At 50.0% G+C, this 21,853-nt stretch carries 17 protein-coding genes; 10 read left to right on the plus strand and 7 right to left on the minus strand.

All coding sequences use genetic code 11. The features are described from left to right. Window positions 1–132 precede the first annotated feature (132 nt). Complete coding sequence (locus tag LN341_RS07520) at window positions 133–492, minus strand: glutathione S-transferase N-terminal domain-containing protein (protein ID WP_046221959.1); 360 nt, start codon at window positions 490–492, stop codon at window positions 133–135. 289 nt (window positions 493–781) lie between these two features. Between LN341_RS07520 and LN341_RS07525 the strand changes: the two genes are divergently transcribed. From LN341_RS07525 to LN341_RS07545, 5 genes are all read left to right on the plus strand, one after another. Then, window positions 782–1,135: a DUF3802 family protein gene (locus tag LN341_RS07525; RefSeq protein WP_046221958.1), complete on the plus strand. Its 354-nt coding sequence runs from the start codon at window positions 782–784 to the stop codon at window positions 1,133–1,135. 282 nt (window positions 1,136–1,417) lie between these two features. Continuing rightward, the gene (locus tag LN341_RS07530) at window positions 1,418–3,427 is read left to right on the plus strand and encodes a methyl-accepting chemotaxis protein (RefSeq protein ID WP_234204644.1); all 2,010 of its coding nucleotides are present in this window, start codon (window positions 1,418–1,420) and stop codon (window positions 3,425–3,427) included. An 80-nt stretch (window positions 3,428–3,507) separates the two neighbouring features. Then, window positions 3,508–4,236, plus strand: a complete 729-nt coding sequence (locus tag LN341_RS07535) for a tRNA-uridine aminocarboxypropyltransferase (protein ID WP_046221956.1) — start codon at window positions 3,508–3,510, stop codon at window positions 4,234–4,236. A gap of 144 nt (window positions 4,237–4,380) precedes the next feature. After that, window positions 4,381–5,295, plus strand: coding sequence for an N-acetylglucosamine kinase (gene nagK / locus LN341_RS07540; protein ID WP_046221955.1), 915 nt, complete (start codon window positions 4,381–4,383; stop codon window positions 5,293–5,295). 105 nt (window positions 5,296–5,400) lie between these two features. Next, window positions 5,401–6,663: a DEAD/DEAH box helicase gene (locus LN341_RS07545; RefSeq protein ID WP_234204645.1), complete on the plus strand. Its 1,263-nt coding sequence runs from the start codon at window positions 5,401–5,403 to the stop codon at window positions 6,661–6,663. A 71-nt stretch (window positions 6,664–6,734) separates the two neighbouring features. On the opposite strand, the gene LN341_RS07550 is transcribed toward LN341_RS07545, so the two are convergent. After that, window positions 6,735–7,817, minus strand: a complete 1,083-nt coding sequence (locus tag LN341_RS07550; RefSeq protein ID WP_234204965.1) for a ketoacyl-ACP synthase III — start codon at window positions 7,815–7,817, stop codon at window positions 6,735–6,737. Window positions 7,818–8,066: 249 nt separating this feature from the next. On the opposite strand from LN341_RS07550, the gene LN341_RS07555 reads away from it, so the two are divergent. Further along, entirely contained in the window at window positions 8,067–9,044 is a 978-nt protein-coding gene (locus tag LN341_RS07555) for a Gfo/Idh/MocA family protein (RefSeq protein ID WP_234204647.1), read from the plus strand. A 91-nt stretch (window positions 9,045–9,135) separates the two neighbouring features. On the opposite strand, the gene LN341_RS07560 is transcribed toward LN341_RS07555, so the two are convergent. After that, window positions 9,136–10,506, minus strand: a complete 1,371-nt coding sequence (locus LN341_RS07560; RefSeq protein WP_046221951.1) for a DASS family sodium-coupled anion symporter — start codon at window positions 10,504–10,506, stop codon at window positions 9,136–9,138. A 434-nt stretch (window positions 10,507–10,940) separates the two neighbouring features. On the opposite strand from LN341_RS07560, the gene LN341_RS21775 reads away from it, so the two are divergent. The 3 genes from LN341_RS21775 (at window position 10,941) to LN341_RS07570 (ending at window position 13,293) form a co-directional block, all read left to right on the plus strand. Next, window positions 10,941–11,066, plus strand: coding sequence for a hypothetical protein (locus LN341_RS21775; RefSeq protein ID WP_255783089.1), 126 nt, complete (start codon window positions 10,941–10,943; stop codon window positions 11,064–11,066). Window positions 11,067–11,428: 362 nt separating this feature from the next. After that, the gene (locus LN341_RS07565; RefSeq protein WP_234204649.1) at window positions 11,429–12,631 is read left to right on the plus strand and encodes a YbfB/YjiJ family MFS transporter; all 1,203 of its coding nucleotides are present in this window, start codon (window positions 11,429–11,431) and stop codon (window positions 12,629–12,631) included. A gap of 14 nt (window positions 12,632–12,645) precedes the next feature. Further along, the gene (locus LN341_RS07570; protein ID WP_234204650.1) at window positions 12,646–13,293 is read left to right on the plus strand and encodes a glutathione S-transferase family protein; all 648 of its coding nucleotides are present in this window, start codon (window positions 12,646–12,648) and stop codon (window positions 13,291–13,293) included. Window positions 13,294–13,353: 60 nt separating this feature from the next. On the opposite strand, the gene LN341_RS07575 is transcribed toward LN341_RS07570, so the two are convergent. The 3 genes from LN341_RS07575 to LN341_RS07585 form a co-directional block, all read right to left on the minus strand. Further along, the gene (locus LN341_RS07575) at window positions 13,354–14,073 is read right to left on the minus strand and encodes an ElyC/SanA/YdcF family protein (protein WP_046221948.1); all 720 of its coding nucleotides are present in this window, start codon (window positions 14,071–14,073) and stop codon (window positions 13,354–13,356) included. Between the two features lie 170 nt (window positions 14,074–14,243). Continuing rightward, window positions 14,244–15,932 carry an NAD-dependent malic enzyme gene (locus LN341_RS07580; protein ID WP_234204654.1) on the minus strand — a complete coding sequence of 563 codons (1,689 nt, stop codon included), beginning with the start codon at window positions 15,930–15,932 and terminating at the stop codon, window positions 14,244–14,246. 333 nt (window positions 15,933–16,265) lie between these two features. Next, window positions 16,266–16,727, minus strand: a complete 462-nt coding sequence (locus LN341_RS07585) for a TerB family tellurite resistance protein (RefSeq protein WP_234204655.1) — start codon at window positions 16,725–16,727, stop codon at window positions 16,266–16,268. Between the two features lie 280 nt (window positions 16,728–17,007). Between LN341_RS07585 and hrpA the strand changes: the two genes are divergently transcribed. After that, window positions 17,008–20,847, plus strand: coding sequence for an ATP-dependent RNA helicase HrpA (hrpA, locus tag LN341_RS07590; protein WP_234204967.1), 3,840 nt, complete (start codon window positions 17,008–17,010; stop codon window positions 20,845–20,847). 149 nt (window positions 20,848–20,996) lie between these two features. Here hrpA and LN341_RS07595 read toward each other — a convergent pair whose 3' ends face one another. Continuing rightward, window positions 20,997–21,695, minus strand: coding sequence for a DUF2786 domain-containing protein (locus tag LN341_RS07595; protein ID WP_046221979.1), 699 nt, complete (start codon window positions 21,693–21,695; stop codon window positions 20,997–20,999). Between the last annotated feature and the right edge of the window lie 158 nt (window positions 21,696–21,853).

Below are 21,853 nucleotides of genomic sequence, written 5' to 3' on the forward strand. Positions count from 1 at the left end.
TAGCAAATAGCTAAGGTCGCGTTGTATAAGAAATAATACTGAATTCGGGTAGGGGAAGTATCAGATGGCTGTCAAAAAACTGTCGGAATGAAGAAACCCGATCAGAGCCGGGCTTCTCGTGATGCACAAAGATCAGGCAAATCGTTTTTCGAGGTATTGAATAATGTCAGTCGATTCATACATCCATTCAACGTGCCCATCTTCTTTTTCAATTCGCAGACAAGGGACTTTACGTTTGCCGCCGCCTTGGATCAGTTCCTGTTCAAACTCAGCTTTTTTCGCATCAAGGGTTTTGAGGGGCAGTGCCAGCCGTTTTGCGCTGCGGCGGACTTTGACACAGAAAGGACAGGCATCAAACTGATAAAGTCTCAGCTTTTCAGCCGCCACGTTGACCTCGCTTTGCTCAAGGGCAGAGCGTGTCATTGATTTTGGCGTAAATACGGCATTCAGCAGCAGAATCACCCTGCCAAGGAACCATCGAACAAATTTCATTGAAGTCTCTATCTCTATAGCTCAGATTTTAGTGACAAGATTGTAACGTAAAAGCCTGGCTGGCGTCACCCGGGTTCCGGCGGCGACGTGGTGCTAACAGAACTGAAACACCCAGGATGAGGGGCTGGAAACCGTTACCGGGTTCAAGGGTGTAAGTGATTGACTAAATTAGTTGTTTCTTATTGATAATTAAAATAGTTAACTTGAGCACAGTTGGTGCCAGCGGGCTTGAAAAACAAACTGGACACTCTATCATTTGCTGTAGTGTTGGGTGGAATAAGCAAAAGATATGGTTGTTGAATCTGATGGTTATCACGCGCTGATCGAGTACTTTACGGAACACCTGAGTGTGTTTGCCGCAACCGGTACTGATGCGAGTGAGGAAACCGTAGAAAATGTTGTCACGGATCTGATCGCTACAAACCTGATGGCGGTATTTGGCCAGAACCCGGATCTTGAGCCGGAATTTCGATTTAAGCTGATGCAGGAAGCCGATGCCGTTCTGGACGATATGGCGGAAATGTTAGGCGGCTTATGGCAGAAAAACCCGGGTATTGAGCAAATTACTTTCCTGGAAGATTACATCAGTCTGGTCAAAAACCTGTTTGACAGTGTGATCAGTCAGCAAACGTCACACGCCTGAGTGCAATGTCCGGAGCAGGACATCCAAAGAGCAACACAGAAGCAGCTGAGGCTGCTTTTTTTGTACCTGGCATTCGCTAACCATAAGCTTTCGTTACATATTTTTTACCTTTGACATTTTATTGTCATATTCGAGCCGTATGTTAACGGCGAATTTAATGAGAATAGGATCACAATTATTGCCCTGTACTGTGTTGGAGTGGTTTGGCTGGGGCAGAAATTGTGGCATTGACAAAGGTTCACTATGACAAAAAAACGCACGCAACGGACAAGGTTGTCAGTTGTGCTTCTGATACAGTCAGTTTTTCTGCTTCTTGTGGTTATCGGTGGCTTACTCACATTTTTTGGTAATCAAGGACTCAACCGTGTTGCTGTTCAATTCGCCTCACTGAGCCAGCAGGCCTTACCCGTCGCCACACTCAATGCCGAAATGGTTAAGGGATCACTGGCTTCCGCTCAGAGTCTGACAGAAGTGATCAACAGCCGGACAATCAAAAGTCTGGAAACGGCACTGAACACACTGAAAAGTCATGAGCAGCATGTCGAAGATGCTGTGGCTGAACTGCAACAACTGGCCACAGAACATGGCATCAGCTGGCTTGAAAATGATGTCAGTGCATTTGAAAGCGATCTCACCACATTTAATCAGCTCGTCTCATCCATTCAACAAACACAGCAGCAAATTCTGACCAATCAGGCCAAATTAGAATCTGACAAAGCCACGATGAATTATGCGGTTTCCTCGGTGCGCTCTGAAATGAGCCGGATCAGCATTGGCCTGTACGCTGGCGATGCAGCCGCGATGGGGCATGTCACCAACTTCATTAATCATTCCCAGGAAATGGGCAACAACATGGTGGCGCTGCTGTTTGAGAGCGATCTGAAAGAAGCCGAAGCGTACGCGAAAGATCTGAACCGGACCAATTTGTCAGGCATGTTATATGCGTGGAAAGAGCTGAATCGACTTAATCCTGAACTGGCGGAATACTCAAGTTTATCTGTACCGTTTGAGATGGTGAAAGGGCTGTTTAGCGAGCAGGGCATGGTCGCCCTGAAGCTCGATACGCTTCGGCTGATACAGGCGCAAGCTGAAAAAGCCGAACAGGCAAAAGTGCAGGTGCAACAAATCATGCTCAAGCTGGGGGATATGGAGATGGGGTCACAGCAGATGATCCATGTCAGCGAGCAGGGAGTGTTGGCTGCCAGCGACAATGCCAAAATGATTTTTATTGCGCTGAGTGTTGCAGGTTTATTGCTGGCAATCCTTGCGGGTGCCTGGGTCAGTAAGACGGTTCGTCTTTCATTGCAGCGTCTGGATAATGTGATTAAGGCAAACAGTATGGGCGATCTGACCGTCATCGCAGACGAAAATGCACCGAAAGAGTTTGCTGAACTGGCCAGTCTGCTGAATCAGTCGAATCGCACCAACAGTCACGCCATGGCGCAACTGAGTGAGAATGGCCAGGCCTTGACTCAGGCGGCTGAGCGTAGCCAGGCAGCTTCGGCGCAGTCTCGCCGCGCACTCAGTCAGCAAAGCGATCAACTGAGCACGATTGCGGCTGCCATCACTGAGTTAGAAGCTTCAATTAAAGAAATTGCGCAAAGCACCACAGAGTCGGAAACGGAAGCCGAAGCAGCCAACACGCTGGCAAAAGAAGGGGCTGAAATCATTGCTCGCAGTACGGAACGCTTGCAGTCGCTGGATGTACAGTTTGCACGAAACGAAGCCTGTATGATCTCGCTTGATGAACATGTCGGGAAAATCACTGAAGTTGTGGAGCTCATCAGTACCATTGCCAACAACACCAATCTTCTGGCACTGAATGCGGCAATAGAAGCAGCAAGGGCCGGTGAACAGGGACGTGGTTTTGCCGTGGTTGCTGATGAGGTCAGAAAACTGGCCAGCGAGACCAATCAGCAAACTGAGTCGATCCGCCGGACGATCGCCGAGCTGCATCAGGCGGCAGAGGATGCCAATACCGCGATGCAGGAAAGTCGCAGTGAAATGACGGCCTCCATTCATCTGAGTGGCGAGGTTGAATCGGCGATTCAAAGCATTCAGGGCGCGATTGCCCGCATTACCGATAAAGTGATCACCATCTCGGCTGCGACCCAGCAGCAGGAAAATGCTTCCATGGAAGTGGGCCGCAGCGTGGAGGAAGTCGCCAGTCAGGCCAGTCTGAACAATCAGCAGCTATCGACACTGGTTGAGGAAGCCAGAACGGTGTCGGACATTGCGCAGGAGCAAAGCAAGATGCTGACCCGGTATAAAATTCTGGACCCGGCTGTTTAGAAACCACGGGCACAGACTTGTCACCGGGTTATCAACGCCAGTAGAATGCTGGCGTTTTTTCTTTCCCTGGTAATCTAGCTATGCGTATCCACGCTGTTCATAACCTGTATGAAATGCGTCTTGCCCGTTCAACACGGCCGTTTCTGGCCCGGGGTGGAAAAGTTGAGCGCTGTCAGTTCTGCATGCTCAGAGCACACCTGTGTATCTGCAGTCATAAGCCGCAGATTGAGTCGGACGCTGCCTTCATGCTGATCATGTACGATGATGAAGTGCTCAAACCCAGTAATACCGGCAGGCTGATTGCCGATCTGTTTACCGATACCTTTGCGTTTATCTGGTCTCGCACTGAGCCTGATCCCGCCATGCTTGCGGTACTTGCCGATCCCCAGTGGCAACCTTATGTCATTTTTCCGGCAGAGTACGGAACACCAGAGCGTGTCGCAAGCGAGGTTGTACCCGCGCCCGGCAAACGCCCCTTGTTTATATTGCTTGACGGAAGCTGGTCTGAAGCGAAAAAAATGTTTCGCAAAAGCCCGTATCTGAATAATTTTCCAATGCTGTCAATTACGCCTGAATCTCGCTCGCGCTATCAGGTGCGGGAAGCGACCAAAGACAATCAGTTGGGTACGGCAGAAGTCGCGGCCCGGATCGTGGCCGGTTTTGGTGAGCAGGAAAATGCCCGAATGCTGGATCTTTGGTTCGATGTGTTCAGAGAAAATTATATGGTTGGAAAACTAAACCGGTCTTTGCCGCAAGACTCAGCTTTGGCGCGCTTAAAGCAGGCCGTGGCAGCAGATGCGACCCTATAACCGTGCTTTAACCAGCTTTACATTGCTTACTTAATATAAATGTGCGCTTGCGCTGATGGATGCACCGCTAAATATGGATTGTGTCACAGTCTGTATGTGCTGATAAATGGATAATTTTTGCAGCGTAAAATAATGGAGACAACGATGTATTACGGCTTCGATGTGGGCGGCACTAAAATTGAATTTGGTGCGTTCAACGAACAACTTGAGCGAGTGGCCACTGAGCGTGTGCCGACGCCGGGTGATGATTATGAGGCGTTAATTGAAACGCTGGTGACGCTTATCCAAAAAGCAGATGAACGTTTTCAGTGTACCGGAAAAGTTGGTATCGGAATTCCCGGTATGGAAGATGCCGAAAATGGTACCGTGCTGACGTCTAATATCCCTGCTGCAAAAGGCCGTCATCTGCGTCGGGATCTTGAAAGCCGTCTTGGCCGTACGGTCAGCATAGATAACGATGCAAATTGTTTTGCATTGTCTGAAGCGTGGGATGAAGCATTACGGGATGAGCCGTCTGTACTGGGTTTGATTTTAGGCACCGGATTTGGCGGTGGTTTAGTCTTCAACGGGAAAGTCTTTTCCGGTAAGAACCATGTGGCTGGTGAACTGGGCCATACACGTTTGCCGATTGATGCCTGGTTTCACCTGGGCGATAAAGCCCCGTTGTTCCAGTGCGGCTGTGACAACAAAGGCTGTATTGATAACTATCTGTCCGGACGCGGTTTTGAACAGCTGTATGCGCATTACTTCGGTGAGAAGGTCCCGGCGGTGGAGATCATTCAGCAGTACAACCAAGGCGAAGCGAAAGCCGTTGAGCATGTGGAGCGTTTTGTTGAGCTGCTGGCCATTTGTCTGGGGAATTTGCTGACCGGTCTGGATCCGCATGTGGTGGTACTGGGTGGCGGTCTGTCTAATTTCGAACTCTTGTATGATGAGTTGCCAAAGCGTTTGCCGAAGCATCTGCTGTCGGTGGCACGCGTGCCGAAAATTATCAAAGCCAAACACGGCGATGCGGGCGGTGTCCGTGGCGCGGCATTCCTGAATATAGAAACGGCCTGACTCAGACCTTTCTTATGCTGAAGGCACCCGCAAGGGTGCTTTTTTATTGGTAACTCATGGCAACAGGGGATAGAATCCCTGCTTTTTCGTAATCAGGGCAGCGGAATGGCGTTTTCCAAGTTAGGACTACAGGCTGATATCTTATCGGCGATTAATGCGCAAGGTTTTACAGAACCGACGCCGGTACAGCAACTGGCGATCCCTGCTGTGCTGGCAGGAAAGGATGTGCTGGCTGCTGCGCAGACAGGAACCGGAAAAACCGCTGCTTACGGGTTACCTCTGCTCGATCGGATGCTCAGTCAGAGCGCAAAATCTCAGGACCAAGGGAAGGGCGCACCGATCAGAGCCTTGATTCTGACGCCGACCAGAGAGCTGGCGCAGCAGGTCCAGGACAACATGGATGCCTTTTGTGCTGTCTTACCTCTCAGTGTTGTGGCTGTGTATGGCGGTACCAGCATGAATTTGCAGACCAAAGCCCTCAGAGATCGCCCTGAAATCGTCGTTGCCACGCCGGGACGTCTATTGGATCACGCCCATGTCGGAAATATCGATCTCAGTCAGGTTGAATATCTGGTGCTGGATGAAGCCGATCGCATGCTGGATATGGGCTTTCAGGATGAAATCCAGCGCATTTTAAGGCGAATGAAAGCGCCGCGGCAAACCCTGCTGTTTTCTGCGACCTTCTCGAAAGCGGTCAAGAATCTGGCCTACAAAATGATGCAGGATCCTTCTGTGATTGAAGTGACGCCTGCCAATACCACAGCGGAAACCGTGCAGCAGATTGTCTATCCGGTTGATAAACATCGTAAAGCTGAACTGCTGGCTTACCTGATTGGCTCGCGTAACTGGCAACAGGTACTGGTGTTTACCAAAACCAAACAGGGATCCGATGCGCTGGTGAACGAATTGCAGCTGGATGGCATTAAAGCCGCCTCCATTAATGGTGATAAAAGCCAGGGAGCCAGACAACGCGCGCTGGATGATTTTAAATCAGGCAAAGTGCGGGCTTTAATTGCAACCGACGTCGCAGCCAGAGGACTGGACATCGAGCAATTGTCGTATGTAGTGAATTTCGATATGCCTTTTAAAGCGGAAGATTATGTTCACCGTATCGGGCGTACCGGTCGTGCCGGCAGCGAAGGCCTGGCGGTGTCGCTGATGAGCCTGGATGAGGAATGGGCGCTCAAAGCGATTGAAGATCTGCTGGATACGCGTTTACCCCAGGAATGGCTGGCCGGTTATGAGCCTAACCCAAATATTGCACCCCCTGAACATGCGCCGAAAGGCCGTTCAGCCGATAAGCGCCGTCTGAAAAAACAGCTCAAAGTGCATCAGGGCAGGGGAAAGCGCCAGTCATCGAGGCGCTAAAATTTGCCATTGAGATAAAAAAGCCACTGAGTGAACTCAGTGGCTTTTTTGATTCTGCAGTCAGAATGTAATTACTTCACGCCGGTACAGTGGTCAATCGCGTTTTGCATAATCTCGCGTGCGGTTTTCTCACAAGGCGGCAGCTCGGCATCTGATGTTGAAACAGGGGTGACCCGTTGTCCCCATTTGATCAGACAGGCGCCCCAGGTCAGGCCAGCACCAAATGCAGCCGATAGGATAGTATTTCCAGGTTTGATGAAGCCCTCTTCAACTGCCTCACAGAGCGCAATGGGCACAGTCGCGGCCGAGGTGTTGCCGTAGCGATGAATGTTAACGAACGCTTTTTCCAGCGGAATCCCTGTGTGATCGCACAGCGCTTCAATAATGCGCTTGTTCGCCTGATGGGGAATGACGACATCAATCTCTTCTTTGCTGAGCTGAGCACGTTCCAGCACAGTGCCGGCCGCTGAACCCATGCCTCTTACGGCACGACGGAAAATCTCACGGCCAACAAAGTTAAAGGTAAAATGACCCGGATCCGGATTAAAGCGATCCATTGAGGTTCCGAAATCAGGGATGGCCAGCACATCACGGCCTTCAGCATCACAGCCCAGTTGCGCTTCCTGCAGGCCCAGTTTTTCTTCGGTACGGCTGAGGATCACAGCGCCAGCGCCATCACCGAACAGCACCGCAGTATCCCGTTTGCTCCAGTCGATCAGCCAGGATAAACGCTCTGCACCAATCACCAGTGCATGGCGGTAATTGCCACCCTGAATCAGGCGAGTGGCGGTTTCCAGGCTGTAAATGAAACCGGTACACGCAGCGTTGAGATCGAACGCGGCTGCGCGCTTGGCACCCAGATCCAGCGCGACTTTGGACGCAATGTTCGGCATCAGGGTATCGGGCGAGCAGGAAGCGATAATGATTAAATCCAGATCATTGGCGGTTAATCCGGCGGCGGCCAGTGCCCGGGCACCGGCTATTTCTGCCAGCTTCGAGGTATCAACATGGCTGATACGACGTTCCTGAATGCCGGTACGGGACTGGATCCATTCATCATTGGTTTCGACAAACTGGCTGAGTTCGTCATTGGTCAGAATAGCTGGTGGCAGGCACTTGCCCCAACCCGTGATTTCGGCGTGGTACATAGCGATTCTCTGTTCTGGTTATACTTTTAGGCAAATTAATATTGCAAAAATATGAATTCGGTTGCTTTCTCTGCGGAAAAATGCAGGAACATCGGTGAAAATCCATTGAGTCAGCCTGTTATCTTACTTCAAGCTCTGACGGACTCCAAGGTCTCGAAGCAGGGATTTGTGCTCATCATCAAACCCCTGACGTTTACCCGAACTTCGCTCTGTGCATAATGAAATTAACAAAGTTATAGATAGGGATTTGGCTAAATGTTAAGAGTGGCAATCGTCGGTACAAATTGGATCACTGACAGTTTTCTTGAGGCAGCTCAGCAAACAGGGAAAATCAATCCTGTTGCTGTCTATTCCAGAACAATGGAAAGCGCTGAAAACTTTGCACGCAAGCACCATATTAAACATTGTTTTGATGACCTCGATGCCATGGCTAACAGTGATGAGATTGATGCTGTGTATCTTGCCAGCCCTAATGCCTTCCACGCCGCTCAGGCTGAAATCTTTATCCGTGCCGGAAAGCATGTGATGGTCGAGAAGCCTATGGCATCCAATATTCAGGAAGTTGAGGCTTTAATTACCCTGGCTCAGGAAAATCAAGTGGTGTTGTTCGAAGCGCTGAAGACAACATACAATCCGAATTTTGCCGTGCTGCGCAACAGCCTAAGTAAAATCGGGCGGTTACGCAAAGCGCATTTCAGCTTTTGTCAGTATTCATCCCGGTACGATAAATACCTCAATGGCGAGAACCCGAATACTTTTAATCCTGAATTCTCGAATGGGTCATTAATGGATATCGGTATCTACCCATTGAGTGTGGCTGTCGCTTTGTTCGGTGAGCCTAAAAGCTTTACAGCACAAGGAGCGTTGCTGGATTCCGGGGTGGATGGCCATGGCACGCTGGTATTACATTACGGTGATTTTGATGCCGTGATTACTCACTCGAAGGTGAGTGACAGCAAGATCCCCTGTGAGTTGCAAGGGGAGATGGGAACATTGGTGATCGATACCATCGCAGAATGTCGCAACATTGTGATTCATCGCCGAGAAGAACCAGATGTGACGCTGTCACGCTTTCAGGCGAAAAATACCATGCAGTACGAAGCTGCCGAATTTGCGCGTCTGGTTGAAGAGAAAGATTATGACCACTCGGGTCTGGCGCGTAGCCGTATCGTACACACCATCATGACAGTTGCCAGAGAGATTATCGGGATTCGGTATCCTGCTGATTCCTGAATGTTAAAAAAAACGGTGGCCAACTGGCCACCGGGAATAAAGAGATTGGCTTTGTGATTGTTATGATTGTCAGGGTTCTCAGCGACATCGATTACCAGAACAGGTAAGCCACCATGGTCAGGAAAGCAATCGCAACAATGTTCAGGTAAACCCCGGCGCGCATCATCTCACTTTGTTTGATATGGCCTGAGCCAAACACAATGGCGTTCGGTGGTGTGGCAACCGGAAGCATGAAGGCGCATGAGGCGGCAACACCAATAAGCACTGAAAGAATCACGGGTGATACCCCCATGGCATCTGCCACCGAGGCAAAAACAGGGACCAGCAGGGCAGCACTGGCGGTGTTACTGGCAAACTCGGTCAGAAAGACCACGAACGCCGCGACAACCAGAATCGTGAACAACAGGCCAGCCTGATCCAGGAAGCCGCTCAGGCTGTTCGCCAGGAAGACACTGGTTCCGGTTTCTTTCAGGACATTACTTAAACAGATACCACCACCGAATAGAAGTAACACACCCCAGTCGGTTGTTTTCTCAATTTTTTTCCAGTCTACGACGCGTGATGCACCCAGCAGCGCGATAGCAAACAGTGCAACCAGCGTATCGAACTTGCTCAAACCACCCAGCATGCTATTAATCGGTTTGCTGAAAATCCACAGCACCACGGTTAACGCAAAGATGGCAAGGGTGATTTTTTTCCCGTTGGTCCATTCTACCGGTTTGTGATTCATCTCGAACCTGTGGTTCAGGTTAGGCTTGAGCAGGAAGTACAGCACGCCTACGGCCAAAGGTAACAGTACCAGCGCGACAGGCAAACCGAAGGCCATCCAGTCGGTAAAGCTCAGACCGGCTTCAGCGGCAGCAATGGCATTGGGCGGGCTGCCCACAACAGTGGCAATGCCACCGATGCTGGCACAGTAAGCAACGCCCAGCAGGACGAAGACATAGGTATTGCGCTGATTTTTGGCATCTACTTTAGCCAGCACACCTAATACCAGCGGTAACATCATGGCCGCCGTTGCTGTGTTGCTGATCCACATCGACAGGCCTGCTGTCACCCCAAAAAGCATGAATACGGCGACGGACATTTTTCCTTTGGCCATCACCAGCACTTTATCGGCGATGGCCTGGTCGAGTTCCTGACTGCGCAGCGCAGCAGCCAGCGCAAAACCACCCAGAAACAGGAAAATGATGGGGTCGGCAAAGTTGCTCAGTGCCTGGTTGGTTTTAAAGACACCAAAACCGACTGCCAGCAGCGGGACAAGCAGTGCAGTAATGCTGACATGGATTGCTTCTGTCAGCCAGAGTACGGCGACGAAAGCAAGAATACTCAGACCCGTTGCCACTTCCTTTTCAACGGGTAATGTATTTAGCAGGACGAAAAATAGGGCGATATCTGCAAGCAGTATCAGGCTGTTCCGGTCAAACAGCCACTGTTTCAGTGTCAGTGCTAAGGCTGTCATATTGGGTTCCTTTCAGATTGACTGTAATTATGGTGTAGGTCTGGCACGAGGCGTTTTTTCGCTTCTGTTGTGCTGCCGAACTGAAATGTTGCATTTTTTTTATAGCTTGTTAACGCGAATGTGGCGTGTGAAGCGAGTTGTCACGGCTTTTGTGAGGTCATGTTTTTTGAATGTGTGGGAATCTACCCATTATCTTTCAGATTGGCAGTGAAGGACCTGATGACAAAACAAGTGACTGTTGGTTTTCATTGAATGCAATGCCCAGATAGTCAGGCATGGGTTAACACAGGTAAAAATTTGCTTATGTCTGACTTGCGGTAGCGGTTTTGGTCCATTATCTTCTTGTGTCTGGCCTGGGTACTTGAATCAGCCTATTGGTCACACACTTTCAGTCGGCAGGTTATAAAACAAAAAATAAGCTAGGTTAACAAACCATGTCATCAACAAAAAAAGCGTTGAAAAAACGGATTCAGGAAGAAGCCCAGCAGCATATGAGCCGTGTACGTATGAAGATGCTGGGGCAGTATTCATTGCCTGACAAGGGGCAACGCAAAGAGTAAAGTAACGGCTTGATCTCAAGTGAATCGTATTTTTCAGCACGTATGAAATGCATAGCAATCCAGTCAGACCGGCTGGGTTGCTTTTTTGTATGCTCGCCATCCCTATCACTGAACCATCCCTATGGTGCTGAGGATTGTTCTCAGCTCCAGCCATAAATTCACACGATATTCTCATGCTCAAACGCAAGGATTAGAGGGATTACATGATATTCGGTTAACAAAATAGATGCACCCGTGATATAAAGCTTGTTGCTTATTTAATCCTGAGGGTTTTGCTTTGTCTGTATCTCACGTTGGCTGTATGGGTGAGTGGATGAATCAGCGCTTTGCGTTGATGGCTGAAAATCGAAGAGCACTTTCCTATGCAGCGTAATCCGATCTTTAACCGATACAGTTTCGCGGGCCTTGGGGCAACACTGATTGGTAATGGTATTGGGCGCTTTGCGTATATCGCACTGATGCCAGCTTTGATTCAAGCCGGTTGGTTTCGGGTAGAAGATGCCACTTATCTGGGAGCGGCAACGTTAATCGGCTACATATTTGGCGCGCCGGCAGCAAATTTTCTGATCAGGCACTTTCGTGTCGGTCAGGTTATCCGGGTCGCCATGCTGGTCAGCAGTCTCAGTTATCTGGGTTGTGCATTTCAGGATGCGCCTCTGGTGTGGTTTTACGTGCTGCGCACTCTGGCAGGCGTTGCAGGCGCTATGCTAATGGTGCTCGCCCCGCCGATCATTGTGAGAATGCACAGTGCCAAGGTCAAAACGCGTATCAGCGGCGTGGTGTTTTCCGGTATTGGCCTGGGCGCCATGCTCTCCGGAACACTGATTCCGCTGCTTATCTATCACAGTGTGGTTTCTGCATGGATAGGCATGGGGGTTGTGGCTTTGGTGACGACAGTGCTGACCTGGAATGCCTGGGGGGCAACAGAGCCGTTATCCGGTAGTCGTACCGCTCCGGCAACCTTCCGGAATATGTCCAGATCTCAGGGGATGACGGTGCTGTTGATCCTGCTGGCTTATACCTTTAATGCCATCGGCTATCTGCCGCATACGCTCTTTTGGGTGGATTACATCGTACGTGAGCTGAATATGACATTTGTCAGTGGCGGGCTCTATTGGGCAACGTTCGGGATTGGCGCTGCAATTGGGCCTGTTTTAACCGGATTTCTCGGCGATTATGCCGGAGTCAGACGCTCGTTATTGATCGCATTTTCTTTGAAAGCATTGGGTGTTTCGCTGCCTTTAATCAGCAGTCATCCATTGGCGTTGTTTTTCTCTTCTCTGCTGGTGGGTATTTTCACGCCGGGAACGGTCACTTTGGTTTCGACTTATACACTGGAATCTGTGGGCTATGAATTGCATACCAAAGCCTGGAGTGCAATGACCTTGTCCTTTGCTATCTCTCAGGGCGTGGTAGGTTTCATGATGGCATATTATGCTGCCCAGCTTGCCTCGTACTCCGTTTTGTTTGCCGTCAGTGCCAGTGCGTTAGTTGTATCCATTGCATGTATCTTTTTCACGCGGCCTCAACAGGGAAGCGAACCTGTCTCGCAATCCGTATCTTAATCAAGGGAAGGACGATGAAACTTTATTTAAATGAAACCTCACCGTTTTCGAGGGTTGTTGCTGCAACAGCATGGCTGTCCCGGTGCGATGCTTTGCAATTAGTGTGGGTCGATCCCTGGCAATCACCAGCAGAATTAGAGCAGGTTAATCCTTTTTGCATGATCCCCGCTCTGGCGCTGAATGACGGTGTCTCGCTCAGCGAAAGTCTGTGTATCTGTCAGTATCTGATTGCCACGTATCAGCCTGAGGGCTTGCGGGCTGTGGATAATCAAAATGCGCTTGAAGTCTCTGTGATGGGATTGGCAAAAACCATGATGGAGACAGCGTTCAGAAGCGTGGCGCTGGGGCGTTTTGTGGCGGGGGACAATGAACTCAGCAGGCGCGGAAAAGCCGGACTGGCGAATGCATTGCACAAGCTGGAAGCAGAGGCAGGAAGTGCGGGTAAAGACGTGTTGTTTCAACCGAATCTGGCCACGCTTTACCTTCATGTTGCGCTTGAGTACCTACAGTTTCGTCATCGTGAGATTTATCATGACGCAGCGGGCGACAATATCACGCACTTCCTTGAACACTCTCCCTTCAGACAAGTGCTGCAGACCGTGAGTTTGGAGAGGTTGGCCACCAAGCCCGATTTTAAAACGCTCATCTCAACGGACGTTTAACTGCGTTTCAGTATAGTGATATGCAGAAACAGACGCACTGCTCCGGCAGTGCGTCTGAACTCAAAGCGTATTGATCAGAAGCGGGGATAAGGGGGCTGAGTAAGTCGGTTGATCAGGCTGTGCGGGCCGCAGAGGCGGTTTGGTAAAGATGGGCTCTTTGGGGCCGGGGAAGCGAGGCTGTTCATTCAGAATGTACAGATCCAGTATGGCTTTCACCCTTGCAAACACTTCCCTTAACCGAATTTTAAAACCGGCGAATCCACGAGGTTCCGGCACAGCAAGGCAGATGGCATTCAGGTTTTTGTGGCTGGCAATAAACAGGGCCCGTTCACAATGAAACTGCTGGGTAATAATGACCAGGCTGTTGGCTTCAAACACATTCTTTGCCCGAATCACCGAATCCAGTGTCCGGAAACCGGCATAGTCCAGCACAATGACTTCGTCAGGGATCTCCGCTTTGAGCAAATCACGTTTCATCGTCCACGGTTCATTGTAGGAACGGTGTGCATTATCACCACTCAGAAGAAAGATCTGGACCTTTTTTTCCCGGTATAACTTAACTGCAGCATCCATCCGGTAGTTGTAATAAGGATTGAGGTTATGGGCGATGTATTTACTCGTCCCCAGCACAAGGCCGACCGTGCGGGCTGGGACCTGATTGATCTGGGTATAAATACGGTCAGCCGTACTCGCTGCTACCCACCTGTCGAGTATCAGAAAGAATCCGAACAGTACAATCATCAGCATGACGCCATACCGCAGAAATATAGGTAGCTTCATAGAGGCCCAAAACGCAAAAATAACGGTTGCTTAACGCCTTAAGTGTACCTTAATCCGTTGATAATGTTGTGTAAAAATCAGGTCATACTTGTTGTGAAAATCATCGGCAGGGTTGAAGTAAGAACAAAAAACCCGCCGGTGGCGGGTTTTATCATCAAAAAAGCGAATGATTAGAACGAGGTTCGCTTATAGCGGCGGTAACCCGGTTCCCAGAAGTTCGCATCAATTTTCTCTTTAATGCGCTCTTCGGTGTTTTTTGGTGCTTTGCGTTGTTCAACCGCTTTCTTCGCTACAGCCAAGGCGATGTAGCGAGAGACATTCTGGATGTCTTCAAGAGGCGGCAGTAAAGCGCCACGGCCGTTGATGGCTAACGGGGAGCATTCGGCCAGTGCCCGGCTGCTTTCCATCAGCATTTCATCGGTTACGCGGCGGGCACCAACGGCCAGCACACCCAAGCCAATGCCCGGGAAGATATAACTGTTGTTACACTGGGCAATCGGGTAGGTTTTACCGTTATAAACAACAGGTTCAAACGGTGAGCCTGTCGCAACCAGGGCCTGTCCGTCAGTCCAGCGGATGATGTCAGCAGGCATGGCTTCAACACGACTGGTCGGGTTGGAAAGCGGGAAGATGATCGGACGTTCACAATGTTTGTGCATTTCACGGATCACTTCTTCACTGAACAGGCCCGGCACACCGGACACCCCGATCAGGATATTTGGTTTACCATTACGCATCACGTCCAGCAGGGAAATATTGCTGTCATCGGTTTCCCACTCACTGATGCTTTTACGAGTCTGTACCAGTTTTTTCTGGAAGTTCACCAGATTAGGCATATCGTCCAGCAGCAGACCCCAACGGTCGACCATGAAGACCTGGCTGCGCGCCTGAGCGTCTGAAATCCCTTCAGAGACCATTTGGGCAATAATTGCTTCGGCAATACCGCAGCCGGCAGAGCCTGCACCCAGGAAAGCGACACGTTGTTCAGACAGTTTGCTGCCAGCTGCTTTACAGGCTGCCAGAAGGGAACCGACTGTGACAGCCGCTGTGCCCTGAATATCATCGTTGAAGCAGCAGACTTTATCTTTGTAGCGATCCAGCAAAGGCATGGCATTTTTCTGTGCAAAGTCTTCAAACTGGATCAGTGCATCCGGCCAGCGCAGCTTCACTGCCTGAATGAAGTCATCGACAAAATCTTCATACTCTTTACCGGTAATACGGGTATGGCGCCAGCCCATGTACATCGGGTCAGACAGACGCTGTGGGTTATTGGTACCGACGTCCAGCACAACCGGCAGGGTGTAAGCCGGGCTGATACCACCACAGGCGGTATAGAGCGACAGTTTACCAATTGGGATACCCATACCGCCGATGCCCTGATCACCCAGACCAAGAATACGTTCACCGTCAGTCACGACGATGACTTTGACATTATGGCGGGACGCGTTGTTGAGCATGTCTTCAATGCGGTCACGGTTCGGATAAGAGATGAACAGGCCACGACCACGGCGGTAAATGTTCGAGAAATTCTCACATGCCGCACCGACAGTCGGGGTATAGATGATTGGCATCATCTCAGTGATATGGCTTTCAACCAGTCGGTAAAACAGTGTCTCGTTGGTATCCTGAATGTTACGAAGATAGATATGCTTATCCATATCATTATCAAATTTCAGGTACTGCTGATAAGCACGTTCTGCCTGCTCTTCAATAGTTTCAATCGCTTCGGGTAACAAACCTTCGAGGTTGAAGAACATTCGCTCTTCGACAGAAAAAGCACTTCCTTTGTTCAGTAGAGGAGTTTCTAGCAGGGCCGGTCCGGCGTAGGGGATATATAGGGGTCTTTTATCGTCTTTCATGCAATAGACTCTGTTTTTGGCTGAAATTTTGGCATTTCTTCTTATTGAGGCCACATCGTAGACCTATCACACGCCATATTCAAAGAGAAACTTCAAAAATTTTGTTAAAATGATCAACATTTTCAACTTTTGTTGAATGTTTTGTTATGCAGGAGAAAAGCGGGATAAAGTCATGCATCATCGGGATAACTGGCCTGATGATGGGTGTTTTATACTTCGATGTGATGATTAATCGGAGTGTTTGACTGGTTTTTTGGGTGATTATCAGAAATTTACCCCGAAATCACCCGATTTACATTATCTGTCTTCTGTATTAGGCATGCCGTGAAAGAATCATTCGGAAGCGCCTGCCTGAGCGGACAGTTTGGCCTTAATAAAGGTGGCATGGTCAACATAGATCAGCTCTGCGACCTGGCGGATAACGGCTTCTTCCACCGGGTCTAAAGTGCCGTCAGCAAAAGCGACCTGCCACATGGCCTCAATCAAGCGGTAACGCGCTTCTGCAGACAGAGAGCGCAGCTTGTTGGTGAATTCAAACACCGACACAGACTGCTCGCTGCGGGTTTGTGCTTCGTGCAACAGGGCTCTGGCTTGTGCGTCATTCACTTCAAGCAATTTAACGAGCAAGTGGACTTTTGCACTTTCCTCGCTGGGATCCCGGTTGTGATCGGCATCTGCGACTTCACAGAGCAGTGAAGCCATCGCCAGGTGAAGGGATGGCGTATCAACCGCCGCGCCCTCATCACTGCCTTCATTCATCACCTGACGAAAGAGTACGCGTAATTGCTGGAACATCATCATTTCCTTTCAACAGCCTGAGTCATACTTTTATCTTTGCAGTGCCCGCAGAAAAAATGCAAGGGATAGTTTTAGCCTGCCTGATGAAAGATAAACTATGTGGTAGAATCGCGGCAGTTTTATGATGAGTTTGTTCAGGTCTTGTCTACTTGCATTCACCCTGAACAACCAACTGATACAAGCAGGAAATCACTTGACTCAGTCTACAACGTCTCCATCTGAGCGGACCGAGGTTCGCAATAATGAAAAAACATTAAAAGCTGCGCTGAAAGATTGCCTGATCCGCGATCGCTTCCGTTTGCACAAAAGAGTGCAGGGCGCCGCCAAAATTAAGAATGAGCAGGCTCGCCATGCGGTATTCGATGAAATCGCCATGGACATTGCTCGTTCAATGCAGTCTGTTGAAATCCGTCGCAGCAGTTGTCCTCAGATCAGCTATCCAGAACAGCTGCCTGTCAGTCAGAAGAAAGAGGACATTGCAAAAGCGATCAGCGAACATCAGGTCGTGATTGTCGCCGGTGAAACCGGCTCTGGGAAAACCACTCAGCTCCCTAAAATTTGTCTTGAGCTTGGGCTGGGCACCACGGGAACCATAGGTCACACTCAGCCCCGCCGGCTGGCGGCACGCTCTGTTGCGAACCGTATCGCTGAGGAGCTGGGCTGTGAGATGGGCTCAACCGTGGGTTACAAAGTGCGTTTTAACGATCAGGTTTCAGACAAGACGCAAGTCAAGCTGATGACTGACGGGATTTTGCTGGCTGAAATTCAGAACGATAAATATCTGAATCAGTATGACACCATCATTATCGATGAAGCCCACGAGCGAAGCCTGAACATTGATTTCATTCTGGGCTACCTGAAGAACCTGTTGCCGAAACGCCCGGATCTGAAGGTGATCATTACCTCTGCAACTATCGATCCGGAACGCTTTTCAAAACACTTCAATAATGCGCCGATTATCGAAGTATCTGGCCGTACCTATCCGGTTGAAGTCCGTTACCGGCCGATCATGGATGACAGTGACGATAACGATCGTGATCAGCTGCAGGCCATTTTCGACGCGGTCGATGAACTGTGCGATGAAGGCATGGGCGATATTCTGATCTTCATGAACGGTGAACGGGAAATTCGCGACACCGCAGACGCCCTGAACAAGCGCAATATCAAACACACTGAAATCGTGCCTTTGTACGCCCGCCTGTCCGCAAGTGAGCAGAACCGGGTGTTCCAGTCGCACAGCGGCCGGCGCATTGTACTATCGACCAACGTGGCTGAAACCTCACTGACAGTACCGGGGATCAAATATGTGATTGATCCGGGTACAGCCCGCATCAGCCGCTACAGTTATCGCACCAAGGTGCAGCGCTTACCGATTGAACCGATATCGCAGGCCAGTGCCAATCAGCGTAAAGGCCGTTGTGGCCGGGTGGCGGCAGGTATTTGTATTCGTCTGTATTCAGAGGAAGACTTTCTGTCGCGTCCGGAATTCACCGATCCGGAAATTCTGCGCACGAACTTAGCCTCGGTGATTTTACAGATGACGGCGATTGGCCTGGGTGATATCCAGGCTTTCCCGTTTGTTGAGCCGCCTGACAGCCGGAATATTCAGGACGGTGTGCGCTTGCTGGAAGAGCTGGGCGCCATGAACGCCAACGCCACTGACCCGCGTAAGCGCCTGACCGAGATTGGCCGTCAGTTGGCGAAGTTGCCGATTGATCCGCGTTTGGCACGTATGGTGCTGGAAGCACCGAAGCACGGTGCGCTGCAAGAGGTCATGATTATTGCCTCTGCCTTGTCAATTCAGGATCCGCGTGAACGGCCGACAGACAAACAGCAGGCATCGGATGAGAAACACCGTCGTTTCTATGACAAAGAATCGGATTTCCAGACCTTTGTGAACCTCTGGGAGTACGTGAAAGAACAGCAAAAAACGCTGTCTGCGAATCAGTTCCGTAAGCAGTGTAAAGCGGATTACCTGAACTATCTGCGCGTGCGGGAGTGGCAGGATATTTATTTTCAGGTGCATCAGGTTGTGCGCGAGCTGAAGCTGCGCCATAACGACGAACCAGCCGATTATCAGGCAGTGCATACCTCGTTGCTGGCCGGGTTACTGTCGCATATTGGCCAGAAAGATCAGGAGAAGAACGACTATCAGGGCGCGCGCAACGCCAGATTTAACATCTTCCCCGGTTCCGGTATTTTCAAGAAGCAGCCTAAGTGGGTCATGGTGGCCGAACTGGTGGAAACCTCCAAGCTGTGGGGGCGTATTGCCGCTAAGATTCAGCCTGAATGGATCGAACCGCTGGCACCGCATCTGATTAAACGCAGCTACAGTGAACCGCACTGGGAGAAAAAGCAGGCGTCTGTACAGGCCTTTGAGAAAGTCACCCTGTACGGCATTCCGATTGTACCTAAGCGTAAGGTGAATTACGGCAAGATTGATCCCGTGCTCAGCCGAGAAATTTTCATCCGTTCGGCCCTGGTCGAAGGGGACTGGGACACCAAACATAAGTTCTTCCATCAAAACCGCCAGTTATTGCGGGAAGTGGAAGAGCTGGAACATAAATCCCGCCGGCGTGACATTCTGATCGACGATGATGCCCTGTATGAATTCTACGATCAGCGGGTTGAACATACTGTGGTTTCCGGCCGTCATTTTGATACCTGGTGGAAAGAGGCGTCCCGGAAAGACAAAGAGCTGCTCAATTTTGAGCGAGAGATGCTGCTACGGAGCGATGCGAGTCATGTCACTGAGCTCGATTATCCCAACTTCTGGCATCAGGGCGGCTTAAAACTCAAACTGAGTTACCAGTTCGAGCCGGGTGATGACACAGATGGCGTGACGGTTCATCTTCCGCTCCCTGTATTGAATCAGGTCGAGCCGGACGGCTTTGACTGGCAGATACCGGGTTTGCGGCATGAGCTGGTGGTGGCTTTGATTAAATCCCTGCCTAAATCATTACGACGTAACTTTGTGCCGGCACCCAACTATGCCGATGCGTTTCTGGCCCGGGTGCAGGCACTGTCGATGCCTTTGCTGGATGCGCTGGAGAAAGAACTCAAGCGGATGACAGGTGTGACGGTACTGCGCGATGACTGGAATCTGGATCAAGTCCCTGAACACCTGAAGATCACATTCCGCGCTGTGGATCACCGCAACCGCAAACTTCGGGAAAATAAAGACTTGTACGCGCTGAAAGACAGCCTGAAAGAGAAAGTTCAGGAAACCCTGTCGAAGGTTGCCGATGATGATATTGAGCAGGACGGACTGAAGACCTGGAGCTTTGGTGCGTTGCCTGAGCGTTATCAGCAAAAACGTGGCGGGTTTGAAGTCAAAGCCTATCCGGCCATTATTGATAACAAAGACTCTGTCGGTATCAAGCTGTTTGAGACCGAAGAAGAACAGCGCACCGCCATGCAGCAAGGTCAGCGCCGTCTGATATTGCTTAACGTGCCGTCGCCGATCAAATATCTGCATGCCAACTTACCGAATAAATCCAAGCTGGGTCTGTACTTTAACCCGTACGGGCGGGTCATGGATCTGATTGATGACTGTATCGCCTGCGGCGTGGATAAACTGATCGAGGAAAAAGGCGGTCTGGTTTGGGATGCTGATGCCTTTGAAGCCTTGAAGGAGCATGTGCGGGCTGAGCTGGGCGATACAGTGGTTGATATCGCCAAACAGGTAGAAGCGATTTTGACAACGGCGTTTAATATCAACAAGAAATTGAAAGGGAAAGTCGATTTGAGTATGGCCTTTGCTTTGTCTGATATTAAAGCGCAAATCGAAGGGTTGATCTTCAAAGGGTTTGCCACTGAGTGTGGCTGGCGACGTCTGCCGGATATTTTGCGTTACATGAAGGCGATTGAGCGCAGAATGGAAAAACTGCCAATTGATCCGAATAAAGACCGGGTACACATTCTGAAAGTTGAGTCTGTTACCAACGAGTATAAAGAATTACTCAATAAGATCCCCAAAGGTCAGCCGATACCTGAACAGGTTAAAGAAATCCGCTGGATGATTGAGGAATTACGGGTGAGCTATTTTGCTCAACAATTAGGGACGCCGTATCCTGTCTCTGATAAACGGGTCAGAAATGCCATCGCAGCCTGTTAAAGCAGTCTGAGGGTTCTGAACGTTATGAAGCGGGCAGCTTAAACGGTGCATACAAAACAGGCGAGTGAATCACTCGCCTGTTTCTTTTTATTCCTTGGCGCCATGGCAGGTCGACTGTTATCTGCTTGGTCAGGGACTTGTCTGCTCTGCTACTGTTCCAGCAGCTTGGTGGCTTCTTGGCGTGTTCCGCCAACCGGTCGGTTGACAGAAATTGAGCGGCCTTTTTTCATGCCTTTCTCATAATCATCGGTCATCGCCTTCATGGCTTCCTGCAATTGTTTCTTGAAGGTTTCACGGTCCAGGTTTTCAAATTCCCGGTCGATGAAATTACTCATGCGTTTGTCATGGTCGTCGTCGGTGTTCAGGGTTGGCAGTTTTTCCAGCGCGCCTTCTATCCAGCCGGCGAGAAAAGAGGAAACACGGCGGGTGACTTCAGTCGTACTGGCGCCTGTGCCGGCAAAGCTGTTGCGGAACTGGCCGGTTTGCTGGTTCATTTCGCGGTAGACGACATCAAAGGCGAAAGCGGCGAAAATCGCTCGCTCGGCCACGCCGATAAACTCAGCCTGTTTAAGTCCTTTATAATTGGTCAATACACATTCGACGCCGAAGCGGCGGTTAATGCCACGAATGATTTTTAAAATGTGCGCGCTGATATCTGATGGTAACAGGGTGGCTGATTTAGTTTTACCCATTTGGATGAATTCAATGTCATCTTGCTCCAGGCCGTACTTAAGCATCAGGCGGTGAGCCATTTTGATGGCTTGCGCGGCTTCATTGACGTTGGCCGAGTTACCTAACTCAAGGCATTTGGCTATTTTTTTCAGTGCCTTTCGCTTTTGTTCAGACATCCACACCACTCGCATTCAAAAAACGGTCACGTATTTTAGCGTGTTCCCTATCAGGAAGGCAAAATTCTCTGTTGGTATTCTTTTGCGTTCAGCGGGAAATGAAGCGCTTGCCTTGTACTGGTTCTGGTTGAACCGCATAATGAGCCGCACTTTTTGCA

The sequence above is a fragment of the Photobacterium sp. TLY01 genome (genome assembly GCF_021432065.1).
Classification (GTDB): Bacteria; Pseudomonadota; Gammaproteobacteria; order Enterobacterales; family Vibrionaceae; genus Photobacterium; species Photobacterium halotolerans_A.